Consider the following 16,385-nt stretch of genomic DNA (forward strand, 5'->3'; position numbering starts at 1 on the left):
GCAAGGGTGGCCTTAACGTCGTTAAGCTGTCAAGCGTGAATACGGAACGCCGAACGCCCCTCGACCGCACACGCGTCGCGGACACCGCCCTCAAGCTGCTGAACGAGGTCGGTCTGGACGGTCTGACCCTGCGCGCCATCGCCAAGGAGCTGGACGTCAAGGCGCCGGCCCTGTACTGGCACTTCAAGGACAAACAGGCGCTGCTCGACGAGATGGCGACCGAGATGTACCGGCGGATGGTCGCCGGGACGTCCCTCGACCCCGCCGACACCTGGCAGGAACGGCTGCTCAAGTCCAACCGCGGACTGCGCGCAGCGCTGCTCGGCTATCGCGACGGCGCGAAGGTCTTCAGCGGCTCACGCTTCACCGGCGTCGAGCACGCCGAACAGATGGAGGACAACCTGCGCCTGTTCACGACCGCCGGCTTCACCCTCGCCCAGGCGGTCCGCGCGACCTCGGCGACGTACTTCTACACCCTCGGGTTCGTCACGGAGGAACAGGGCGTCGAGCCGCTCCCGGGTGAGCGCCGCGAGGGCTACGACCTGGAGCAACGCGCCCGCCTGATGGCCGACTTCCCCTTGTCGGCTCAGGCGGGCGCGGAGATCTTCGCTGACTACGAACGGCACTTCGAGGAAGGCCTGGCCCTGGTGATCGCCGGGATCGAGGCGCGGTACCGGGCCGGGTAGGCGATCAGTAGTTCTCGACGTAGGTGTTGATGCAGTCCTTCCAGACGCCGTCGGGCGTCAGCTTGCACACGGTGAACTTCACCTGCTCGCCGTATGCCGGACGGGGGCTGTTGTCGGCGAGGCCGTTGTAGTTGGTCGAACCGCAGCCCCGGACGCTCACCAGTCCGCTGGTCGTCCAGGAGCTGTTCCGCCACACGTAGGCGGCGGCGATGATGCCGTTGTCGCCGTCGCAGAAGGCGTCGTACACCTCGATCGCGCCCGAGCCGCCGCCGTGGAAGTAGCCGCTGCCCAGGTAGGTCCCCGAGACGCCCCAGACCTGGACGGTGGTCGTCACCGCCGAGGCGGAACCCGCGGCCGCCACCGTGAGTCCCGTCGCCGCGGCCGCGCAGGCGGCCAGTCTGGCCATTCTGTTGCGGATACGCATTCCCTTACTCCTTCGCAGAGTTGGTCGAACACAAATCCTTCGAACTGGCGCACCTGCGCCGGTTCGGGCCACACCTCATCAGCGGAGGATGGACACGCGCAGGTGATCGTGTAGCGGAATGATGGATGCCGTACGAAGCCCGGCGTGGTTGCCGGGGTGCGCGCGGGCCCGCGGCATGGTGATGTCATGCCGAGTTCACTTGGAGGTCGGCGAGGTGTCGCGTTCAGGCAGCCCGTCGGTTCCTAGGATCACGGAGATTTCCCGCTGAGAATCCAGGTGTGCACACGTGGCCAACCAACCCACCCTGTCCGTGATCGTCCCCTGCTACAACATCGAGTCGTACGTACCCGAGACCGTGACCAGTCTGGTCAACAACGCACGGGACGACTTCGAGTTCCTCTTCGTCGAGGACCGGTCCACCAAGGACAAGACGTACGAAGCGCTGCTGACGCTGACGAAGAGACTCAAGAACAGCCGGGTGATACGGCACGAGCAGAACGGCGGACTGGCCACCGCGCGCAACACCGGAATCGACGCCTCGGAAGGCCGCTACCTCACCTTCCTCGACGGCGACGACTGGCTGGCGCCCGGCTATCTCGCGGATCTCGTCGACGCCATCGAGCGGTTCGACGTCGACTTCGTGCGGACCGACCATGTGCAGGTCACTGGCATCGAGCGGACCGTCCACCGGGCGCCCGAGGGGCGGCGGCACACCCCGCTCGACCCGCGCACCTCGATCCTCCCCGTCGACGACACCACCATGGTCGACTACCCGTACGCCTGGGCCGGCGTCTACCACCGCCGCCTCCTCGACAAGGGCATGCTGCGCTTCCACGACGGACTGAAGACCGCCGAGGACCGCCCCTGGATCTGGGACCTGCACCGCAGGGCCGAGTCGTACGCCGTCGCCAGCCTGCGCGGTGTCTTCTACCGCCGAGGCGTGGCCAGTTCGCTGACCCAGATCGGCGACGTGCGCCAGCTGGACTTCTTCCGCTCCTTCGACCTCGTCCTCGCCGAGCTCGCCGAGGACCCCGAGGTGGACAGGCTGCGCAAGAAGGCGCTGCGCAACTACTGCGTCGTCATCGCCCACCAGCTGCTGAGCCGGGGCCGGTTCGAGCGCAGCATCGCGGCCAGGCTGAAGCAGATGGCGGCCGAGGCACTGGGCAGGATGTCGGAGGAGGAGTTGGAAGAGGCCCTCGTCGGGATGGGCGAGGAACGCGTGTACATGCTGCGTCGGATACGGGGTGGCATGAAGGGAGTGGCGGCATGATCCAGATCTTCTTCTCGGCCACGCAGTACGCGGCCGCGACCGTCACCGCCGCCATCCGGGCCGGCCAGTTCGGCCCGCGTGAGGGCGTCCGCCGCATCCTCGTCGTGAGCAACACCGCCGCCGTCCCCGAGGTCGGCACCCCGCTGGACAGGATGGCCGGCTTCGAGAAGCTGCGCCCCGAGTTCGACGAGGTGCGCTCCTGGAACGAGTTCATCTCCCCGCACCACCCGGCCGGCTGGTCCCCGCGCGGCCAGGACACCCTGCTGTGGGAGAAGGCCGTACGCCTCGCCTGGAACCTGGGCGACGAGCCCGTCGAGATCGCCTGCGAGTCCATCCAGGCCAACCCCTCGCGCGCGGTCGCGGACATCTTCGCGGACAGCCCGATCCATGTGTACGCGGACGGCCTGATGAGCTACGGCCCCACCCGCAACCGCATCCCGCACGGCATGAGCAGCCGGATCGCCCGCGTCCTCCATCTCGACCTGGTGCCGGGCCTGCGCCCCATGCTGCTCGCCGAGTACGGCGTCGAGCCCGAGGCCGTCCCGAACGAGGCGATCGTCGACGTCCTGGCCCAGATCGGCGAGTCCGGCGCCGGCATCCTCGCCGAGCGCCTCCCGGCCGACAACCCGCCCACCGCCGTCCTCCTCGGCCAGTACCTCTCGGCCATCGACCTGATCACCCAGGACGAGGAGGAGCAGCTGCACATCCGCTTCCTGCGTGCCGCCGCCCGGGCCGGCCACCAGGACGTGCTGTTCAAGCCGCACCCGAGCGCGCCCGCCGTCTTCAACGAGTCCCTGGAGGCGGTCGCCGCCGAACTCGGCGTCAGGCTCACGGTCCTGAACGAGCCCGTCCTCGCCGAGACCGTCTTCGCCTTCCTGAAGCCGAAGCTGGTCATCGGCTGCTTCTCGACCGCGCTGATGACCGCCGCCGCCTTCTACGGCATCCCGGTCGCCCGGGTCGGCACGGACCTGCTCCTCGAACGCATCACCCCGTACGAGAACAGCAACCGCATCCCGCTGACCATCATCGACGCGGCCCTGCCCGACGCGGAGCACGCCGAGCTCGGCTCGCAGCTCGAACTCGCCGGGATGGCCGAGGAGCTGGCCCCGCTGGTGCGCAGCGTCGGCTACTGCATGCAGTCCCGCAAGCACCACGCCATGCGCGACGAGGTGGCCGCCTGGCTCACCGGCAACCTGAACCGGTACCAGCACTACTTCAAGCGCCGCCGCCTCACCAGCCTGCGCCTCCCCGGTGGCAGCCCGGTCCGGGCGGAGGCGCTGCGCAGGCATCCGGCGGTGCGCAAGGCCGTGCGGCAGCTGCGGTCGACGGCGCGGAAGTAACGCGCGTTCGTCGAACGGCAGTTGGGGCGCCCCGAGCCACGGGGGCGCCCCAACTGCGTTTCAGGCTTCAGAACCGCACGGCCGGCAGTCCCCGCTTCAGCTTCGGTCCGAACGGCTTCTCCACGAACCGGTGCATCAGCCAGGCCAGCCCCAGCAGACTCAGCACCGACAGGGCGAGCGTCGCGTAGGAGCCCAGCCCGAGGCCCCGGTGCAGGACCCGGATGAAGAACCAGCCCAGGTGTTCGTGGATCAGGTAGAAGGGGTACGTCAGCGCCCCCGCCACCGTCAGCCAGCGCCAGTTGGCCCAGCTCGTCCAGCCCAGCGCCACCACCGCGACGGCGGCGAAGGCGCAGAAGACGATGGCCTGGATGACGTACGGGTTGCGGTGGAACTCGCCCTGCGCCCCGGGGTGCCACAGCGCCATGACCGAGTAGCGCTGGCCCAGCAGGAAGGACATGCCGACGATCCCCCACAGCAGCAGGTCGCTGCCGAAGCGGTGGATCAGGTACAGCGCGAGGCCGCCGATGAAGAACGGGGCGTGGTCGCGCATCACCAGCTCGTCGGTCAGCGGGTTGTCGGCGACCCGGGCGAAGGCGCCGGCCAGCGTCCACAGGATGCAGAAGGTGACCACGCGGCGGTAGGTGACGCCCTTCCAGATGACGAACAGCGCGAAGAGCACGTAGAACTTCAGCTCCACCCACAGCGTCCAGCACACGCCCAGGACCCGCGGCACGCCCAGCGGCTGCTGCATCATCGTGAGGTTCACCAGGAACTCGTCCGGCCGCACGGGGTGGACGACGACCGGCAGCAGGACCGCGGCGCCGGTGACCATGACGATGGCCACCCAGTACGCCGGGTAGAGGCGGGATATCCGGGAGCGGAAGAAGTCGCCGAGGCTGCGGCCCCAGCTGCTCATGCAGATCACGAAGCCGCTGATGACGAAGAAGAACTGCACGCCCAGGCTGCCGTAGGTGGACAGCTGCGACAGAGTCGGGAACATGACCCCGGGGGACTGGTGCCAGGAGGTGGCCACCTCGCCGTTCTTGCCGGTGAAGTGGTACATGCACACCATCAGCGCGGCCAGCAGCCGCAGGCCGTCCAGGGCGCGCAGTCGGCTGGCCGCCCGGGGCCGGACGGGCGGCCGGTCGGACAGGGGCAGCCGTATGTGCGGTGCCGTGGCCTGGTCAGCCGCGCTCATCGTGGGGCCCTTCTCGTGGGAGTCGTGGGACAACCGAACCTACGTACCTCCGACGGGTGAAAGGTGAGTGACGGCTGACGCTCAGGGAGCGCAAAGGTGTCACATGGATGAACGACCACCCCTTGTCCGTTACTTTCGGCCGGCGACCCGCTTCAACGCCCGCGCCCGGCGCGCCAGTCGGCGTACGGTCGCGTTGCGCGGGATGAAGGAGAGCTGGGCCGGTACGGCGCCCGGCAGGGCCAGCGAGGTCAGACGCTTGCGCTTGAAGTAGCGCCAGGTGTGCGGGTTGAGGTGCTGGGAGAGGTAGGCCTCGGCCGCACCGCGCAGCCCCGGGTAGATCTTCGGCTGCATGGCGAACCCGACCGCCTTGAGCAGCGCGCCCAGTTCGTCCACCCGCTCCCGCGGGGGCATCGCCCAGCCGCCGGCCGCGGAGGCGTCGGCGATGTCGGGCAGCAGGGCGTCGACGATGGTGAGCGGTACGCGGTTGCTGTTCTGGTAGGGCGCGAGCCGGGCCAGCAGGGTGTCGGTGCCGACCCGCGCGACCGGGACGCCGTACAGGCCGGCGGCCGTGAGCAGTGCGGTCGAGAAGCAGCCGACGACCAGGGCGGGCCGCAGCCGCTGGAAGGCCACCTCGGCGAGTACGGGCCGGTCCAGGAGGGTGAGCTCGGCGTCCAGTTTCGTCGCCTCGTCCTCCAGGAGGCCCGACCAGTGGGCCGGCGCGAGGGGGTGCGGCTTGAACACGAGTTCGCGGTGGCCCCGTGCGACGGCGCCGCGCACCATCTGCAGGTGCAGGTCCGTCTCCTCGGCGTCGGTGAGGATGCCGAGCGCGGAGAGGTGCTGGCCGAGCAGCAAGGCGGGGCGGTCGTCCGCGGAGGCAGAACTGTCAGCCAGGTCGCCCTGGTCTGCGGCGAGCTCGCCGACCACCTTCAAGAACGCCTCGGACGGCACGATCTCGGACGGCACGCCGAACTCGGTGAGCAGCAGCGGGGTGAGGCCCGGGACGAGATCGAGGTGCAGCAGGCGGCCGATACGGGTGCCGACCAGCGGATCGACCTTGTCGCGCGTGGGGCCGTAGCTCGTGAGGCCGTCGGCGTAGACGTCGACGGGAGCGCCGGTGAACAGCTGGCACAGCGCGAGGGCCGGGTTGGTCTGGACGGACTCGACGGCCAGCTGGATCTCGTCGTCACCGAGGCCCCACAGCAGCCGTACGTACCGCTCCCACATGGGGATGTCGTCGGCGCGCGGCGACCAACCGCTCGGGTGGAAGGGGGAGATGGTCGCGTTCCAGGACCGCACCTCGTCGAAGCGCTCACTGATCGGGGTGAAGCCCGGCATGGTGTCGACGGACGGGGCGATCTCGGGGTTGGTCGCGTTGTTGGTGACCAGCAGCAGCCGCCGGTCGGCCGGTGCGAAGAGCCCGGCGTCCAGGGCGGCGGCCAGGGTCGCGGCGCCGTACAGGGTCGAGGCGCAGAAGATCTGGGTGGTGCGCGGCATCAGGCGGCCACCGTCCGGGCGCCCATCGACCGGCGGCGCACCCGCCGCAGCCGGGAGGCTCGCTGCGCGTCCATCGAGTCCATTACCTCCGCCAGCACGTCCTGCGGCATTCTTTTCAGAGCGGCGGCGCTCATCGAGCGCAGTTTTCGAGCCACGGCCGGTTCGAACCTCTCGATGTGGCCGAGATGATGCGCCATGACGGCGCAATAAGTGCGCACGGCTTTCGGAAGCAGCTTATCGGCCTCGGGATCGGCCGCCGTTTCCTCGATTACCTGATCGAACGCACGAATGAAATCCAACTGCCGGACGTCACCGATCTGGGTGAGTGAGGACGCCACTCCGCGCCGGTAGTGGACGCCCAGCAGTCCCACCGCGGCGAACGACTCCGCCTCCCGGTGCAGTTTCCAGATCCACGGCCGGTCCTCCGCGGTACGCAGCCCGTGGGTGAAGTGCAGCACGCCGCGGTCGACGAGACGGCGGTGGTAGACGCCCGCCCACGCGTACGCGTAGTCCACGGACGTCGACCGGTCGGCGGGCAGGATCGCCTCCCGCGGGTTCATCACCGTCCAGCGCCGGCCGTGCGGCACCCGGTGGATGCTGCGCGCCCGCCCCGTGCACTGCACATGGTCGGTGCGCACGAAGTCGCACCCCAACTCCTCGATCGCGGTGAGGAGTTGCGGGAAATAGCCGGGCGCTAGCCAGTCGTCCCCGTCCAGGAACGTCAGGTACTCGCCGCGCGCCCTGTCGATGCCCGTGTTCCGTGCGGTGGCCAGCCCTCCGTTCTGCTCGTGTCTGACGACCACCGCGCCCGGCAGCTCACGCTCCGCGCGCGCGAGCAGGTCCGGTGTCCCGTCGGTCGAGCAGTCGTCGACGAGGATGAACTCGAAGTCGTCACGTGCGTTCGCACGCAGACTCTTCAAGGTGTCGGGCGCGTATTGCTGCACGTTGTAGAACGGCACGATGACGGAGAGCTTGACCACGTGAAGGACGTTAGGGGGCAGCCCGTCACCCGTCTTTACCCGGAGCTTGATGTCAGGTGAACGACGCGTGGCGATGCCGTGAACCAGGCTTTTTTTCAACGGCTTCGGACCCCGATTCTCCGTTCGTCGATGTGCTGTTAACCGTTTGTTGCATTCGGGTTGGGCAGAACCTCTCCATCGCTTCCTAGCGTCTTCGACGTGCCAGTAAGTGCGACGAAGACCCGGCGAGTTGCCGTACTCGCGGATTCCGATACCCGGTGGAAATGGGGTGCGCTCACCGCGAACCGCATTGCACCGGAGAACACCGAAAAATCGGACATCCGCCTGGACGGATATCTCCTGCGCGGCCGCGCCACCCCGACCCCCCGGCAGCTCCAGGAGGTCGGCGTCCACGCCGACTCCCTGCGAGAGGTGACCGCCGTCGAGTTCCTGCGCACCATGGCGCAGGAGTCGTATGACGTCCTGGTCCTCTCCCTCGTCGGCGGGGGCGTCCAGGCCATGCTGCACGGACTGAAGCGGGTGTGGGAGGGGCAGTCGGAGCGGCCCGTGGTCGTCACCGGCTATGTCGGCGTCGTCTACGAGAAGCTCGCCGACGGCCTGCTGCTGCGGCACGGCGCGGACCTCGTCCTCGCCAACTCCCGCCAGGACGCGGAGCGTTTCCGCGCGGTGTACGACGGCGTCGGCGCCGACTCCTCGGCCGTGACCGAGGTGGCGCTGCCGTTCCTCGGCGGGGAGCCCTACGCCGGCGAGCACGACCCGTACACGGTCGTCTTCGCCGCGCAGCCCTCGGTGCCGGACAACCGCAGGGACCGTACGTACCTGCTGAACCGCCTGATCCAGCACGCCCGCAAGCACCCCGAGCGCGAGGTGCTGCTGAAGCTGCGCTCCAAGCCGGGCGAACACACCACGCACATCGAGGAGCTGCCGTACCAGAAGCTGGTGCAGCGGCTCGAACCGCCGGCCAACTTCAAGCTGGTCTACGGCAACATGGGCGAGGTCCTCGACCGCACCGACCTGCTGGTCACGATCAGCTCCACGGCGGCGCTGGAGTCGCTGCACCGCCGTATCCCCACCGTCGTCCTCACCGACCTCGGTGTGCGCGAGACGCTCGGCAACCACCACTTCGTGGGCTCCGGCTGCCTCGCCTCCTGGGACCAGCTGGACGACGGACACCGCCCGGCGCCCGACGAGGAGTGGGTGTCCCGGCAGGGCGTGGTCGCCGACGGCTCGTACGCCACCGCCTTCGACGCGGCCCGCGAGCGCATCGCCAAGCTGCTTCAGCGGCCGGGCGGACTGCCCGCCCTCACGCCGTACTACACGCCGGCCACCGCGCCCGGCTATCTGCCCGGCATCCTCGCCCGCCACCACCTCGGCCCCGACGGCAGCCCGCTGCCCGGCGCCCCCGCCCACGACAAGGAGCCCGGCCCGGTCCGCCAGATAGTGCGCCGGGCGGCGCGCGGCGCCTACCGCCACGGCGTGCAGCGCGTGGCGCCGGTCATCCGGCGGATGGGCGAGCTGTGAGCCGCCAGACCCCACGTCAAGGAGCAGAACCCATGTCCAAGTCGGAAGCAGCGCAAGGCACTCCGGTGCCGCGGGTGCTCGCCGTTATCCCCGCCCGGGGCGGCTCCAAGGGCGTGCCCGCCAAGAACCTGATGCCCGTCGGCGGCGTACCGCTCGTGGCCCGTGCGGTGCGTGAGTGCCGGGCTTCGAGACTCGTCACGGACGTCGTCGTCTCCACCGACGACCAGGGCATCGCGGCCGCCGCCCGCCAGGCCGGCGCCGAGGTCGTGCTGCGCCCCGCCGCCATCGCCGGAGACACCGCCACCTCCGAGGCGGCCGTGCTGCACGCCATGGACGCGCACGAGGCGCTGCACGGCTCGCCGGTGGACGTGGTCCTGCTCGTGCAGTGCACCAGCCCCTTCATCGTCCGCGAGGACATCGACGGCGTGGTCAAGGCGATCGTCGCCAACGGCGCCGACACCTCCCTGACCGTCGCGCCCTTCCACGGCTTCGTATGGCGCCACGGCGACGACGAGCCGGCCGCCCTGCGCGCCGAGCGCGAGGCCGTCGAGGCCGGCACCGACACCGTGACCACCCGCACGACGACGACCTCCGGCGGCGGCTACGGCGTCAACCACGACAAGTCCTTCCGCCCGCGCCGCCAGGACCGCCCCCAGGACTTCCTGGAGACCGGCGCCGCCTACGCGATGGACGCCCGGGGCTTCCGCGACCACAAGCACCGCTTCTTCGGCCGCACCGAACTCGTGCGCACCGACCCCGCCCGGGTCCTGGAGATCGACGATCCCCACGACCTGGCCCGCGCCCGCGCGCTGGCCCCGCTGTTCGACGCGGACCGGCCCGGCGCCCTCCCGACCGCCGACGAGATCGACGCGGTCGTACTGGACTTCGACGGCACCCAGACCGACGACCGGGTGCTGATCGATGCCGATGGAAAGGAGTTCGTCTCCGTGCACCGCGGAGACGGTCTCGGCATCGCCGCCCTGCGCAAGAGCGGCCTGAAGATGCTGATCCTCTCCACGGAGCAGAACCCGGTCGTCGCCGCCCGCGCACGGAAGCTGCAGATTCCCGTGCTGCACGGCATCGACCGCAAGGACCTCGCACTCAAGCAGTGGTGCGAGGAGCAGGGCATCGCGCCTGAGCGCGTGCTCTACGTCGGCAACGACGTCAACGACCTCCCGTGCTTCGCCCTCGTGGGCTGGCCCGTGGCGGTCGGCAGCGCCCACGACGTCGTGCGCGGCGCCGCACGCGCGGTCACCACCACCCCCGGTGGCGACGGCGCGATCCGAGAGATCGCCAGCTGGATCCTCGGCCCCTCTCTCGATTCCCTCACCAAGTAAGGACATCTCTGCAATGAGCACCTACTCCCGCATCCGCTCCTTCGGTTCGCGCGAGGTCGGCCCGGGCCGCCCCGTCTACATCTGCGGCGAGATCGGCATCAACCACAACGGTGAGCTGGAGAACGCCTTCAAGCTCATCGACGTGGCCGCCGAGGCCGGCTGCGACGCCGTGAAGTTCCAGAAGCGCACCCCGGAGATCTGCACCCCGCGCGACCAGTGGGACATCGAGCGCGACACCCCCTGGGGCCGGATGACCTACATCGACTACCGCCACCGCGTGGAGTTCGGTGAGGACGAGTACCGCCAGATCGACGAGTACTGCAAGACCAAGAACATCGACTGGTTCGCCTCCCCGTGGGACACCGAGGCCGTCGCCTTCCTGGAGAAGTTCGACGTCCCGGCCCACAAGGTCGCCTCCGCCTCCCTGACCGACGACGAGCTGCTGCGCGCCCTGCGCGCCACCAACCGCGCGGTCATCCTCTCGACGGGCATGTCCACGCCTCGCCAGATCCGCCACGCGGTCGAGGTCCTCGGCTCCGACAACATCCTCATGTGCCACGCCACCTCGACCTACCCGGCGAAGGCCGAGGAGCTCAACCTCCGCGCGATCAACACGCTGGAGAAGGAGTTCCCGAACGTTCCGATCGGCTACTCCGGCCACGAGACGGGCCTGCAGACCACGCTGGCAGCGGTCGCCCTCGGCGCCGTCTTCGTCGAGCGCCACATCACCCTGGACCGCGCGATGTGGGGCTCCGACCAGGCCGCCTCCGTCGAGCCGCAGGGCCTCACGCGCCTCGTCCGCGACATCCGCACCATCGAGGCCTCCCTCGGTGACGGCGTCAAGAAGGTCTACGACTCCGAGCTCGGCCCGATGAAGAAGCTGCGCCGCGTCGCCGGTGTGGTCGCCGAGGCGGAGATCGCCGCCGCGGCGGGCGAGCCGGTCCAGGTCTGAGCCTGAAGGCACCGAGTCCGAGTGCGCCGACCCCGAGTGCCCCGACAGGGAGCGCTCGGGCTCGGCGCCCTTCGGGCTCGTGGCAGCACTAGCCGCAACACGAGCTGAATACGAGCGCCGCATGAGCGCCTTACGACGGGACGGTCGTACGTCGATGAGCCACCGAGCCGGGAACACCGGCCCCCACACTCTCGCCTTCGTCGAGAGCCCGGTACAGCTCCTGAACGTGCTCGAGTGGGCGCACGCCCACGCGCATACCGGCGGCGCGGGACTCACCCTCGTCGTCCTGTCCCCGAACGACCCCATGACCCGCGGCCAGCTGCGCCGGATGGCCGAGCTGGCCCGCGAGGACGGGCACGAGGTCCGCTGGGAGGAGGCGCGCGGCGGCGCGGCGGCCCCCTTCCAGACGATCGGCGGCCTCGCGGGCCTGCTCCGCCGAGCCCACCGCGTGGTCCTGGGCGACCCCTTCTCCCGCTACGTCCAGCTGCTCCTGACCATCACCAAGGCCCGCGACCTGGTCGTCGTCGACGACGGCACGGCCACCATGGAGTTCGTCGCCCAGCTCGCCCGCGGTGAGCGCCTGGTGCGCTGGCACCGCAAGGGCGGCCGCCCCGGCCCCCGCGACCTGCTCTTCGCGCCGGTGTCGTCGGCGGCTCGGAAGCGTTTGACGCCGAGCGAGCGGCGGACGGTCGAGATCTTCTCCTCGATGCCGATGGAGGAGACCCCGGACGGCGTGACGGTCACCGCCAACACCTTCGCCTGGACCCGCGACCGCTTCGGCCCGCCCCGCATCACCAAGGGCGCGGACATGGTCGGCACGTCCCTCGTCGAGACCGGCGTCGTGGACAACGACCGCTACCTGGAGGCCGTCCGCTCCCTGGCCAAGGCCCACGGCGCGACTCGCTACTTCGCCCACCGCCGCGAGAGCGCCGAGAAGCTCCACCGACTGGCGGTCGAGACGGGCCTGGAGGTCGTACGCCCGGACCTCCCGCTGGAGCTGATCGCCCGCCGCGGCCCGATCGGCCGGACCATCCTCAGCTTCCCGTCGACCGTCGTCCACACCCTGCCCCTCGCGCTGACCGGCACGGAGGTACGGGTGGCGGTATGCGACATCGACCCGGCATGGCTGACGGACAACGCCTCACCGCGAGCACAGGGCTTCCTCTCGGGCGTGACGGGAACCGCAAGGGACGTGCACCGCCTCTCGGCCGTCACGGCCTAGCCCGGAACACGCGAGGCGAGCCCGCTACGGATTTGGAATTGGCGGAGTTGGGTCAGCTCCGATTGGCCGTGAGCAGGCAGGATCGGCGTCGATGTTGGCCCAAAGCTGCCAACCCCGGATTACGCCGGCTTGCGGGCCAGGAGGAAGGTGCGGGGGCGGGTTTCCTCGGCTGTCGGTTCGCGTCGGATTTGGGCCTGGAGGTGGAGGCCGGCTTTCGTCAGGGCGGTGGTGACTGTGGCTGGGGTGCGCCAGAAGTAGTCGAGGGTGATCTTTTGGCCGAAGCGCTCGCTCAGGTGGAGGCGGTCCTCGCAGTCGCCGGACTGGAACGCCAGCAGGACCGGGGCGCCGGGCCGCAGTACCCGGTGGAAGCCGGTGAAGGTCGGGATCAGGTGATCATCCGGGATGTGGATGAGCGAGTACAGCGCGATGATCCCGCCCAGCGTCTCGTCCGGCAGGTCCAGGGACGTCATCGAGCCGACGTGGAAGCGGAGTTCGGGATGCGCGCGGCGGGCCAGCTCCACCATCCGGGGGGAGATGTCGACGCCGAAGACGGGCAGGCCGAGGGTGTGCAGGTGGGCGGTGACGGAGCCGGGGCCGCTGCCGAGGTCGGCGACCGGCGCCGGGGCGTGCTCGTCGGCCAGCTCGGCGAAGGCGGTGACCAGGGCGCGGTCCAGAGGCGTGCTGTCGGCCGGCCAGTCGGAGAAGCGGTCCGCGTAGGCCGGCGCGATGGCGTCGTACGAGGCTCGGGTGGCCTGCAGGAAGTCGGCGGTCACGAGGCGCACCCTAGTGCGACCGGGGGACGGGCGTCCGCGAATTCACCGGGGGTGTGCGATCCCGACAGGCGAACACAACCGACGGTTCTGTTCGCGACGTGGTAAGCGTGGAGGAGTGGAGGCTAGGCACCGTCACTCTCCGTCCCCGTCGATTCCATGATCGGCGGGGTGGAAAGCCGCGCGAGTTTACCCACCCAAACCGATACCTATGCGTCGGGCGGCCAGATTTTCTTCCCCAAACGGGTTGAACTTTTGTTGATCGAGGGTCAGTTGGCCACCCCAGCGTCCTACCCTTTAGAGGGTGAACCAACTGATGTCCCCAGAGACCGAGGCCGATCACACCGGGGAAGCCGCACTTCCCGGCACCCTGCCGGAGGCGCTCCGTGCCGAACTCATCGAGTTCCGGCGCGACTTGCACATGCACCCGGAGCTCGGCAACCAGGAGTTCCGTACGACCGCCGCGATCAAGGCCCGCCTGGAGAAGGCCGGCCTCCAGCCCCGCGTGCTCGCCATCGGAACCGGGCTCATCTGTGACATCGGGGACGTCGGGGAGCCGGACGGCGAGCGGCCCGTGCTCGCCCTGCGCGCCGACATCGACGGCCTGCCCATCCCGGACACGAAGAGTGAGTGCCCGTACCGCTCGACCGTCCCCGACCGGGCGCACGCCTGCGGCCACGACGTCCACACGGCCGTGGTCCTCGGTGCGGGGCTGGTGCTGGCCGAGCTCCACAAGCGCGGGCAGCTGCCCCGCCCCGTCCGGCTGCTCTTCCAGCCCGCCGAGGAGGTGCTCCCCGGAGGCGCCGCCGACGTCATCGAGTGCGGGGTGCTCGAAGGGGTGGGCCGGATCCTCGCCGTGCACTGCGACCCCAAGGTGGACGCCGGGAAGATCGGGCTGCGGCAGGGCGCCATCACATCCGCCTGCGACCGGCTCGAAATCGCCCTCGACGGGCCGGGCGGGCACACCGCTCGCCCCCACCTCACGACCGACCTCGTCACCGCCGCCGCCCGGGTCGTCACCGACGTACCCGCGCTGGTCGCCCGGCGCACCGACGCCCGCAGCGGTCTCGCCGTGACCTGGGGGCGCATCGAGTCCGGCCACGCGCCGAACGTCATCCCGCAGCACGCCGAGCTCGAGGGGACCGTCCGCTGCCTCGACCTCGACGCCTGGCGGCAGGCACCCGACCTCGTCGTCGCCGCCATCGACGAGATCGCCAACCTCCACCGCGCCAAGTCGGAGATCAACTACATCCGCGGCGTCCCGCCCGTCGTCAACGACCCCGCCGCGACCGACCTCCTGCGCGCCGCCATGACCGCCCGGCTCGGCGCCGACTCCGTCGAGGGCACCGAGCAGAGCCTCGGCGGCGAGGACTTCTCCTGGTACCTGGAGCACGTCCCCGGCGCCATGGCCCGCCTGGGGGTACGCACGCCGGGTGACCGGATCGGCCGTGACCTGCACCAGGGCGACTTCGATGTCGACGAGTCGGCCATCACGGTGGGCGTGGAGCTCTTCACGGCGGCGGCGCTGCTCGACGCCGTCGAGTAGGTCGAGCATCCGGAGCGACTTCGCCGTCGTACGGGGTGCGCTCGTTCGGCGGAGTCCGGACGACCGCACTCGACGCCGCGCCGTCCACTCCGCTTGCGGTCGACGGGAAGCGGAGGGAGTCTGACCGCATGGCTGGCGGTCCTGGGCGACATCACGGTGAAGGCATCCCTGGTGCACGGAGCGTGCGGTGGGCGACGGGGGGAGTCGCCCCATGCGTGCCTTTCGATCCGGTGGTTCACAAGGACGTAACCGGCCATCGGCACGAATGGATAACGGCAAGACGAAACCCCGTTCCCAGGAGTGTCTACGCGCGTTAATGTGCGCCGAACTCAGCACCCACTGCGGGGCTTGGAGAATGGGGACTTCACGATGCGTCGGACATCCAAACTGACCCGTGTCGCGGTGGGGGTCGCGTCGATCGCGCTCGCCGCCACGGCGTGCGGTGGTACCAGCAGCGACAGCGGTAGCGACAGCGACACCAGTGGCGACGCCAAGGGTCTCGCCATCGCGTACGACATCGGCGGCAAGGGCGACCAGTCCTTCAACGACGCCGCGTACGCCGGTCTGCAGAAGGCTCAGAAGGAGTTCGGTTACCAGACCGACGACGTCGAGCCCACCGAGGGCGAGACGGACGCCGACAAGGAGCAGCGGCTGTCCTCGCTGGCCAGGCAGGGCTACAACCCGGTGATCGGCGTCGGCTTCGCCTACGGCCCCGCGATGGAGGCCGTGGCCAAGAAGTACCCGAAGACCACCTTCGGCATCGTCGACTCCGTGGTCGAGGGCAGCAACGTCGCCTCCCTCGTCTTCGCCGAGGAGCAGGCCTCGTACCTGGCCGGCGTCGCGGCGGCCAAGGCCACCAAGAGCAACACGGTCGGCTTCGTGGGCGGCGTGGACATCCCGCTGATCCACAAGTTCGAGGCCGGCTACAAGCAGGGTGTCCAGGACACCAGCGGCGGCAAGGTCAAGGTCGTCTCGCAGTACCTGACCCAGACGGCCGAGGAGGGTGGCTTCTCCAGCCCCGACAAGGGCAAGGCCGCCGCCGAGGGCCAGATCGAGAAGAAGGCCGACGTCGTCTACCAGGCGGCCGGTCTCTCCGGTCAGGGCGTCATCGAGGCCGCCGCCAAGGCCAAGGTCTGGGCGATCGGCGTCGACTCCGACCAGTACAAGCAGGCGGCTCTGGCCAACTACAAGAACTACATCCTGACCTCCGCCCTCAAGGACGTCGGCGGCGCGGTCTACGCGCTGGCCAAGTCCGTCCACGACGACAAGCCGCTGACCGGCACCCAGACCTTCGACCTGAAGGTCAACGGCGTCGGCCTGTCCGAGTCCAACCCGGAGTTCGCGAAGATCTCGGGTCTCTCGGACGCCGTGGCGAAGGCCAAGGAAGGCATCATCGACGGCTCCATCAAGGTCAAGACGGAGTAGTCACGGTCGTACAACGACTGTGCAGCGGGCGGCGTCCTCGGATGCCGCCCGCTGCGCCGTTCCCGGCGCGGCGACCGGCGGCCGGATCACCCACCGCCACCTCCCCTTTGCTGTCGGCAAGCCCTTGGTCAAGGCCTCGCGTGGAGTTGGCCACGGGCGCATAACAAGGTGGACAGAAGGGGTTTTCAGGGGAGTCTACGCGCGTTAATCTGCGGCGAAA

14 protein-coding genes are annotated in these 16,385 nt (G+C 69.7%); 9 read left to right on the forward strand and 5 right to left on the reverse strand.

Annotated elements, in window-relative coordinates:
- Window positions 1-35 precede the first annotated feature (35 nt).
- On the forward strand, window positions 36-686 hold the full coding sequence (locus tag ACIREI_RS23985) for a TetR/AcrR family transcriptional regulator C-terminal domain-containing protein (RefSeq protein WP_403336260.1): 651 nt from the start codon (window positions 36-38) through the stop codon (window positions 684-686).
- A 4-nt stretch (window positions 687-690) separates the two neighbouring features.
- Here the strand turns inward: ACIREI_RS23985 and ACIREI_RS23990 are convergent, their stop codons facing one another.
- Window positions 691-1,110, reverse strand: coding sequence for a hypothetical protein (locus ACIREI_RS23990; protein WP_403336263.1), 420 nt, complete (start codon window positions 1,108-1,110; stop codon window positions 691-693).
- Between the two features lie 286 nt (window positions 1,111-1,396).
- Between ACIREI_RS23990 and ACIREI_RS23995 the strand changes: the two genes are divergently transcribed.
- Both ACIREI_RS23995 and ACIREI_RS24000 read left to right on the forward strand, forming a co-directional pair.
- Complete coding sequence (locus ACIREI_RS23995; protein ID WP_403336266.1) at window positions 1,397-2,380, forward strand: glycosyltransferase family 2 protein; 984 nt, start codon at window positions 1,397-1,399, stop codon at window positions 2,378-2,380.
- On the forward strand, window positions 2,377-3,720 hold the full coding sequence (locus ACIREI_RS24000) for an alpha-2,8-polysialyltransferase family protein (protein ID WP_403336269.1): 1,344 nt from the start codon (window positions 2,377-2,379) through the stop codon (window positions 3,718-3,720). The genes ACIREI_RS23995 and ACIREI_RS24000 overlap by 4 nt, the downstream gene beginning before the upstream one ends.
- A gap of 67 nt (window positions 3,721-3,787) precedes the next feature.
- Here the strand turns inward: ACIREI_RS24000 and ACIREI_RS24005 are convergent, their stop codons facing one another.
- The 3 genes from ACIREI_RS24005 to ACIREI_RS24015 form a co-directional block, all read right to left on the reverse strand.
- Window positions 3,788-4,918 carry an acyltransferase family protein gene (locus ACIREI_RS24005; RefSeq protein WP_403336272.1) on the reverse strand — a complete coding sequence of 377 codons (1,131 nt, stop codon included), beginning with the start codon at window positions 4,916-4,918 and terminating at the stop codon, window positions 3,788-3,790.
- A 129-nt stretch (window positions 4,919-5,047) separates the two neighbouring features.
- Complete coding sequence (locus ACIREI_RS24010; protein WP_403336275.1) at window positions 5,048-6,412, reverse strand: polysialyltransferase family glycosyltransferase; 1,365 nt, start codon at window positions 6,410-6,412, stop codon at window positions 5,048-5,050.
- Window positions 6,412-7,392 carry a glycosyltransferase family 2 protein gene (locus ACIREI_RS24015; RefSeq protein ID WP_403336277.1) on the reverse strand — a complete coding sequence of 327 codons (981 nt, stop codon included), beginning with the start codon at window positions 7,390-7,392 and terminating at the stop codon, window positions 6,412-6,414. The genes ACIREI_RS24010 and ACIREI_RS24015 overlap by 1 nt, the downstream gene beginning before the upstream one ends.
- Before the next feature lie 198 nt (window positions 7,393-7,590).
- Here ACIREI_RS24015 and ACIREI_RS24020 point away from each other — a divergent pair, with 198 nt between their 5' ends.
- The 4 genes from ACIREI_RS24020 to ACIREI_RS24035 all read left to right on the forward strand — a co-directional run bounded on the left by ACIREI_RS24020 (window position 7,591) and on the right by ACIREI_RS24035 (window position 12,424).
- Window positions 7,591-8,913: a DUF6716 putative glycosyltransferase gene (locus tag ACIREI_RS24020; protein WP_403336280.1), complete on the forward strand. Its 1,323-nt coding sequence runs from the start codon at window positions 7,591-7,593 to the stop codon at window positions 8,911-8,913.
- Between the two features lie 32 nt (window positions 8,914-8,945).
- Window positions 8,946-10,250 carry a cytidylyltransferase domain-containing protein gene (locus tag ACIREI_RS24025; protein WP_403336282.1) on the forward strand — a complete coding sequence of 435 codons (1,305 nt, stop codon included), beginning with the start codon at window positions 8,946-8,948 and terminating at the stop codon, window positions 10,248-10,250.
- A 13-nt stretch (window positions 10,251-10,263) separates the two neighbouring features.
- The gene (locus tag ACIREI_RS24030) at window positions 10,264-11,202 is read left to right on the forward strand and encodes an N-acetylneuraminate synthase family protein (RefSeq protein ID WP_403336284.1); all 939 of its coding nucleotides are present in this window, start codon (window positions 10,264-10,266) and stop codon (window positions 11,200-11,202) included.
- 154 nt (window positions 11,203-11,356) lie between these two features.
- Window positions 11,357-12,424 carry a hypothetical protein gene (locus ACIREI_RS24035; RefSeq protein ID WP_403336751.1) on the forward strand — a complete coding sequence of 356 codons (1,068 nt, stop codon included), beginning with the start codon at window positions 11,357-11,359 and terminating at the stop codon, window positions 12,422-12,424.
- Window positions 12,425-12,543: 119 nt separating this feature from the next.
- Here ACIREI_RS24035 and ACIREI_RS24040 read toward each other — a convergent pair whose 3' ends face one another.
- Window positions 12,544-13,206, reverse strand: coding sequence for a class I SAM-dependent DNA methyltransferase (locus ACIREI_RS24040; RefSeq protein WP_403336287.1), 663 nt, complete (start codon window positions 13,204-13,206; stop codon window positions 12,544-12,546).
- 304 nt (window positions 13,207-13,510) lie between these two features.
- Between ACIREI_RS24040 and ACIREI_RS24045 the strand changes: the two genes are divergently transcribed.
- Complete coding sequence (locus ACIREI_RS24045) at window positions 13,511-14,740, forward strand: M20 family metallopeptidase (protein WP_403336290.1); 1,230 nt, start codon at window positions 13,511-13,513, stop codon at window positions 14,738-14,740.
- Between the two features lie 369 nt (window positions 14,741-15,109).
- Complete coding sequence (locus ACIREI_RS24050) at window positions 15,110-16,165, forward strand: BMP family protein (RefSeq protein WP_403336293.1); 1,056 nt, start codon at window positions 15,110-15,112, stop codon at window positions 16,163-16,165.
- The last annotated feature ends 220 nt before the right edge of the window (window positions 16,166-16,385 follow it).

Origin of the sequence: Streptomyces sp. NPDC093591 (assembly GCF_044764885.1) — a bacterium.
Taxonomy (GTDB): domain Bacteria; phylum Actinomycetota; class Actinomycetes; order Streptomycetales; family Streptomycetaceae; genus Streptomyces.

What these genes read in the sequence shown, in the direction of transcription:
- ACIREI_RS24000 (WP_403336269.1), top strand. Translation starts at nt 2,377, where the DNA reads ATGATCCAGATCTTCTTCTCGGCCACGCAGTACGCGGCCGCGACCGTC.
- ACIREI_RS24025 (WP_403336282.1), top strand. Translation starts at nt 8,946, where the DNA reads ATGTCCAAGTCGGAAGCAGCGCAAGGCACTCCGGTGCCGCGGGTGCTC.
- ACIREI_RS24045 (WP_403336290.1), top strand. Translation starts at nt 13,511, where the DNA reads ATGTCCCCAGAGACCGAGGCCGATCACACCGGGGAAGCCGCACTTCCC.
- ACIREI_RS24030 (WP_403336284.1), top strand. Translation starts at nt 10,264, where the DNA reads ATGAGCACCTACTCCCGCATCCGCTCCTTCGGTTCGCGCGAGGTCGGC.
- ACIREI_RS24010 (WP_403336275.1), bottom strand. Translation starts at nt 6,412, where the DNA reads ATGCCGCGCACCACCCAGATCTTCTGCGCCTCGACCCTGTACGGCGCC.
- ACIREI_RS24050 (WP_403336293.1), top strand. Translation starts at nt 15,110, where the DNA reads ATGCGTCGGACATCCAAACTGACCCGTGTCGCGGTGGGGGTCGCGTCG.
- ACIREI_RS24035 (WP_403336751.1), top strand. Translation starts at nt 11,357, where the DNA reads ATGAGCCACCGAGCCGGGAACACCGGCCCCCACACTCTCGCCTTCGTC.
- ACIREI_RS24005 (WP_403336272.1), bottom strand. Translation starts at nt 4,918, where the DNA reads ATGAGCGCGGCTGACCAGGCCACGGCACCGCACATACGGCTGCCCCTG.
- ACIREI_RS23990 (WP_403336263.1), bottom strand. Translation starts at nt 1,110, where the DNA reads ATGCGTATCCGCAACAGAATGGCCAGACTGGCCGCCTGCGCGGCCGCG.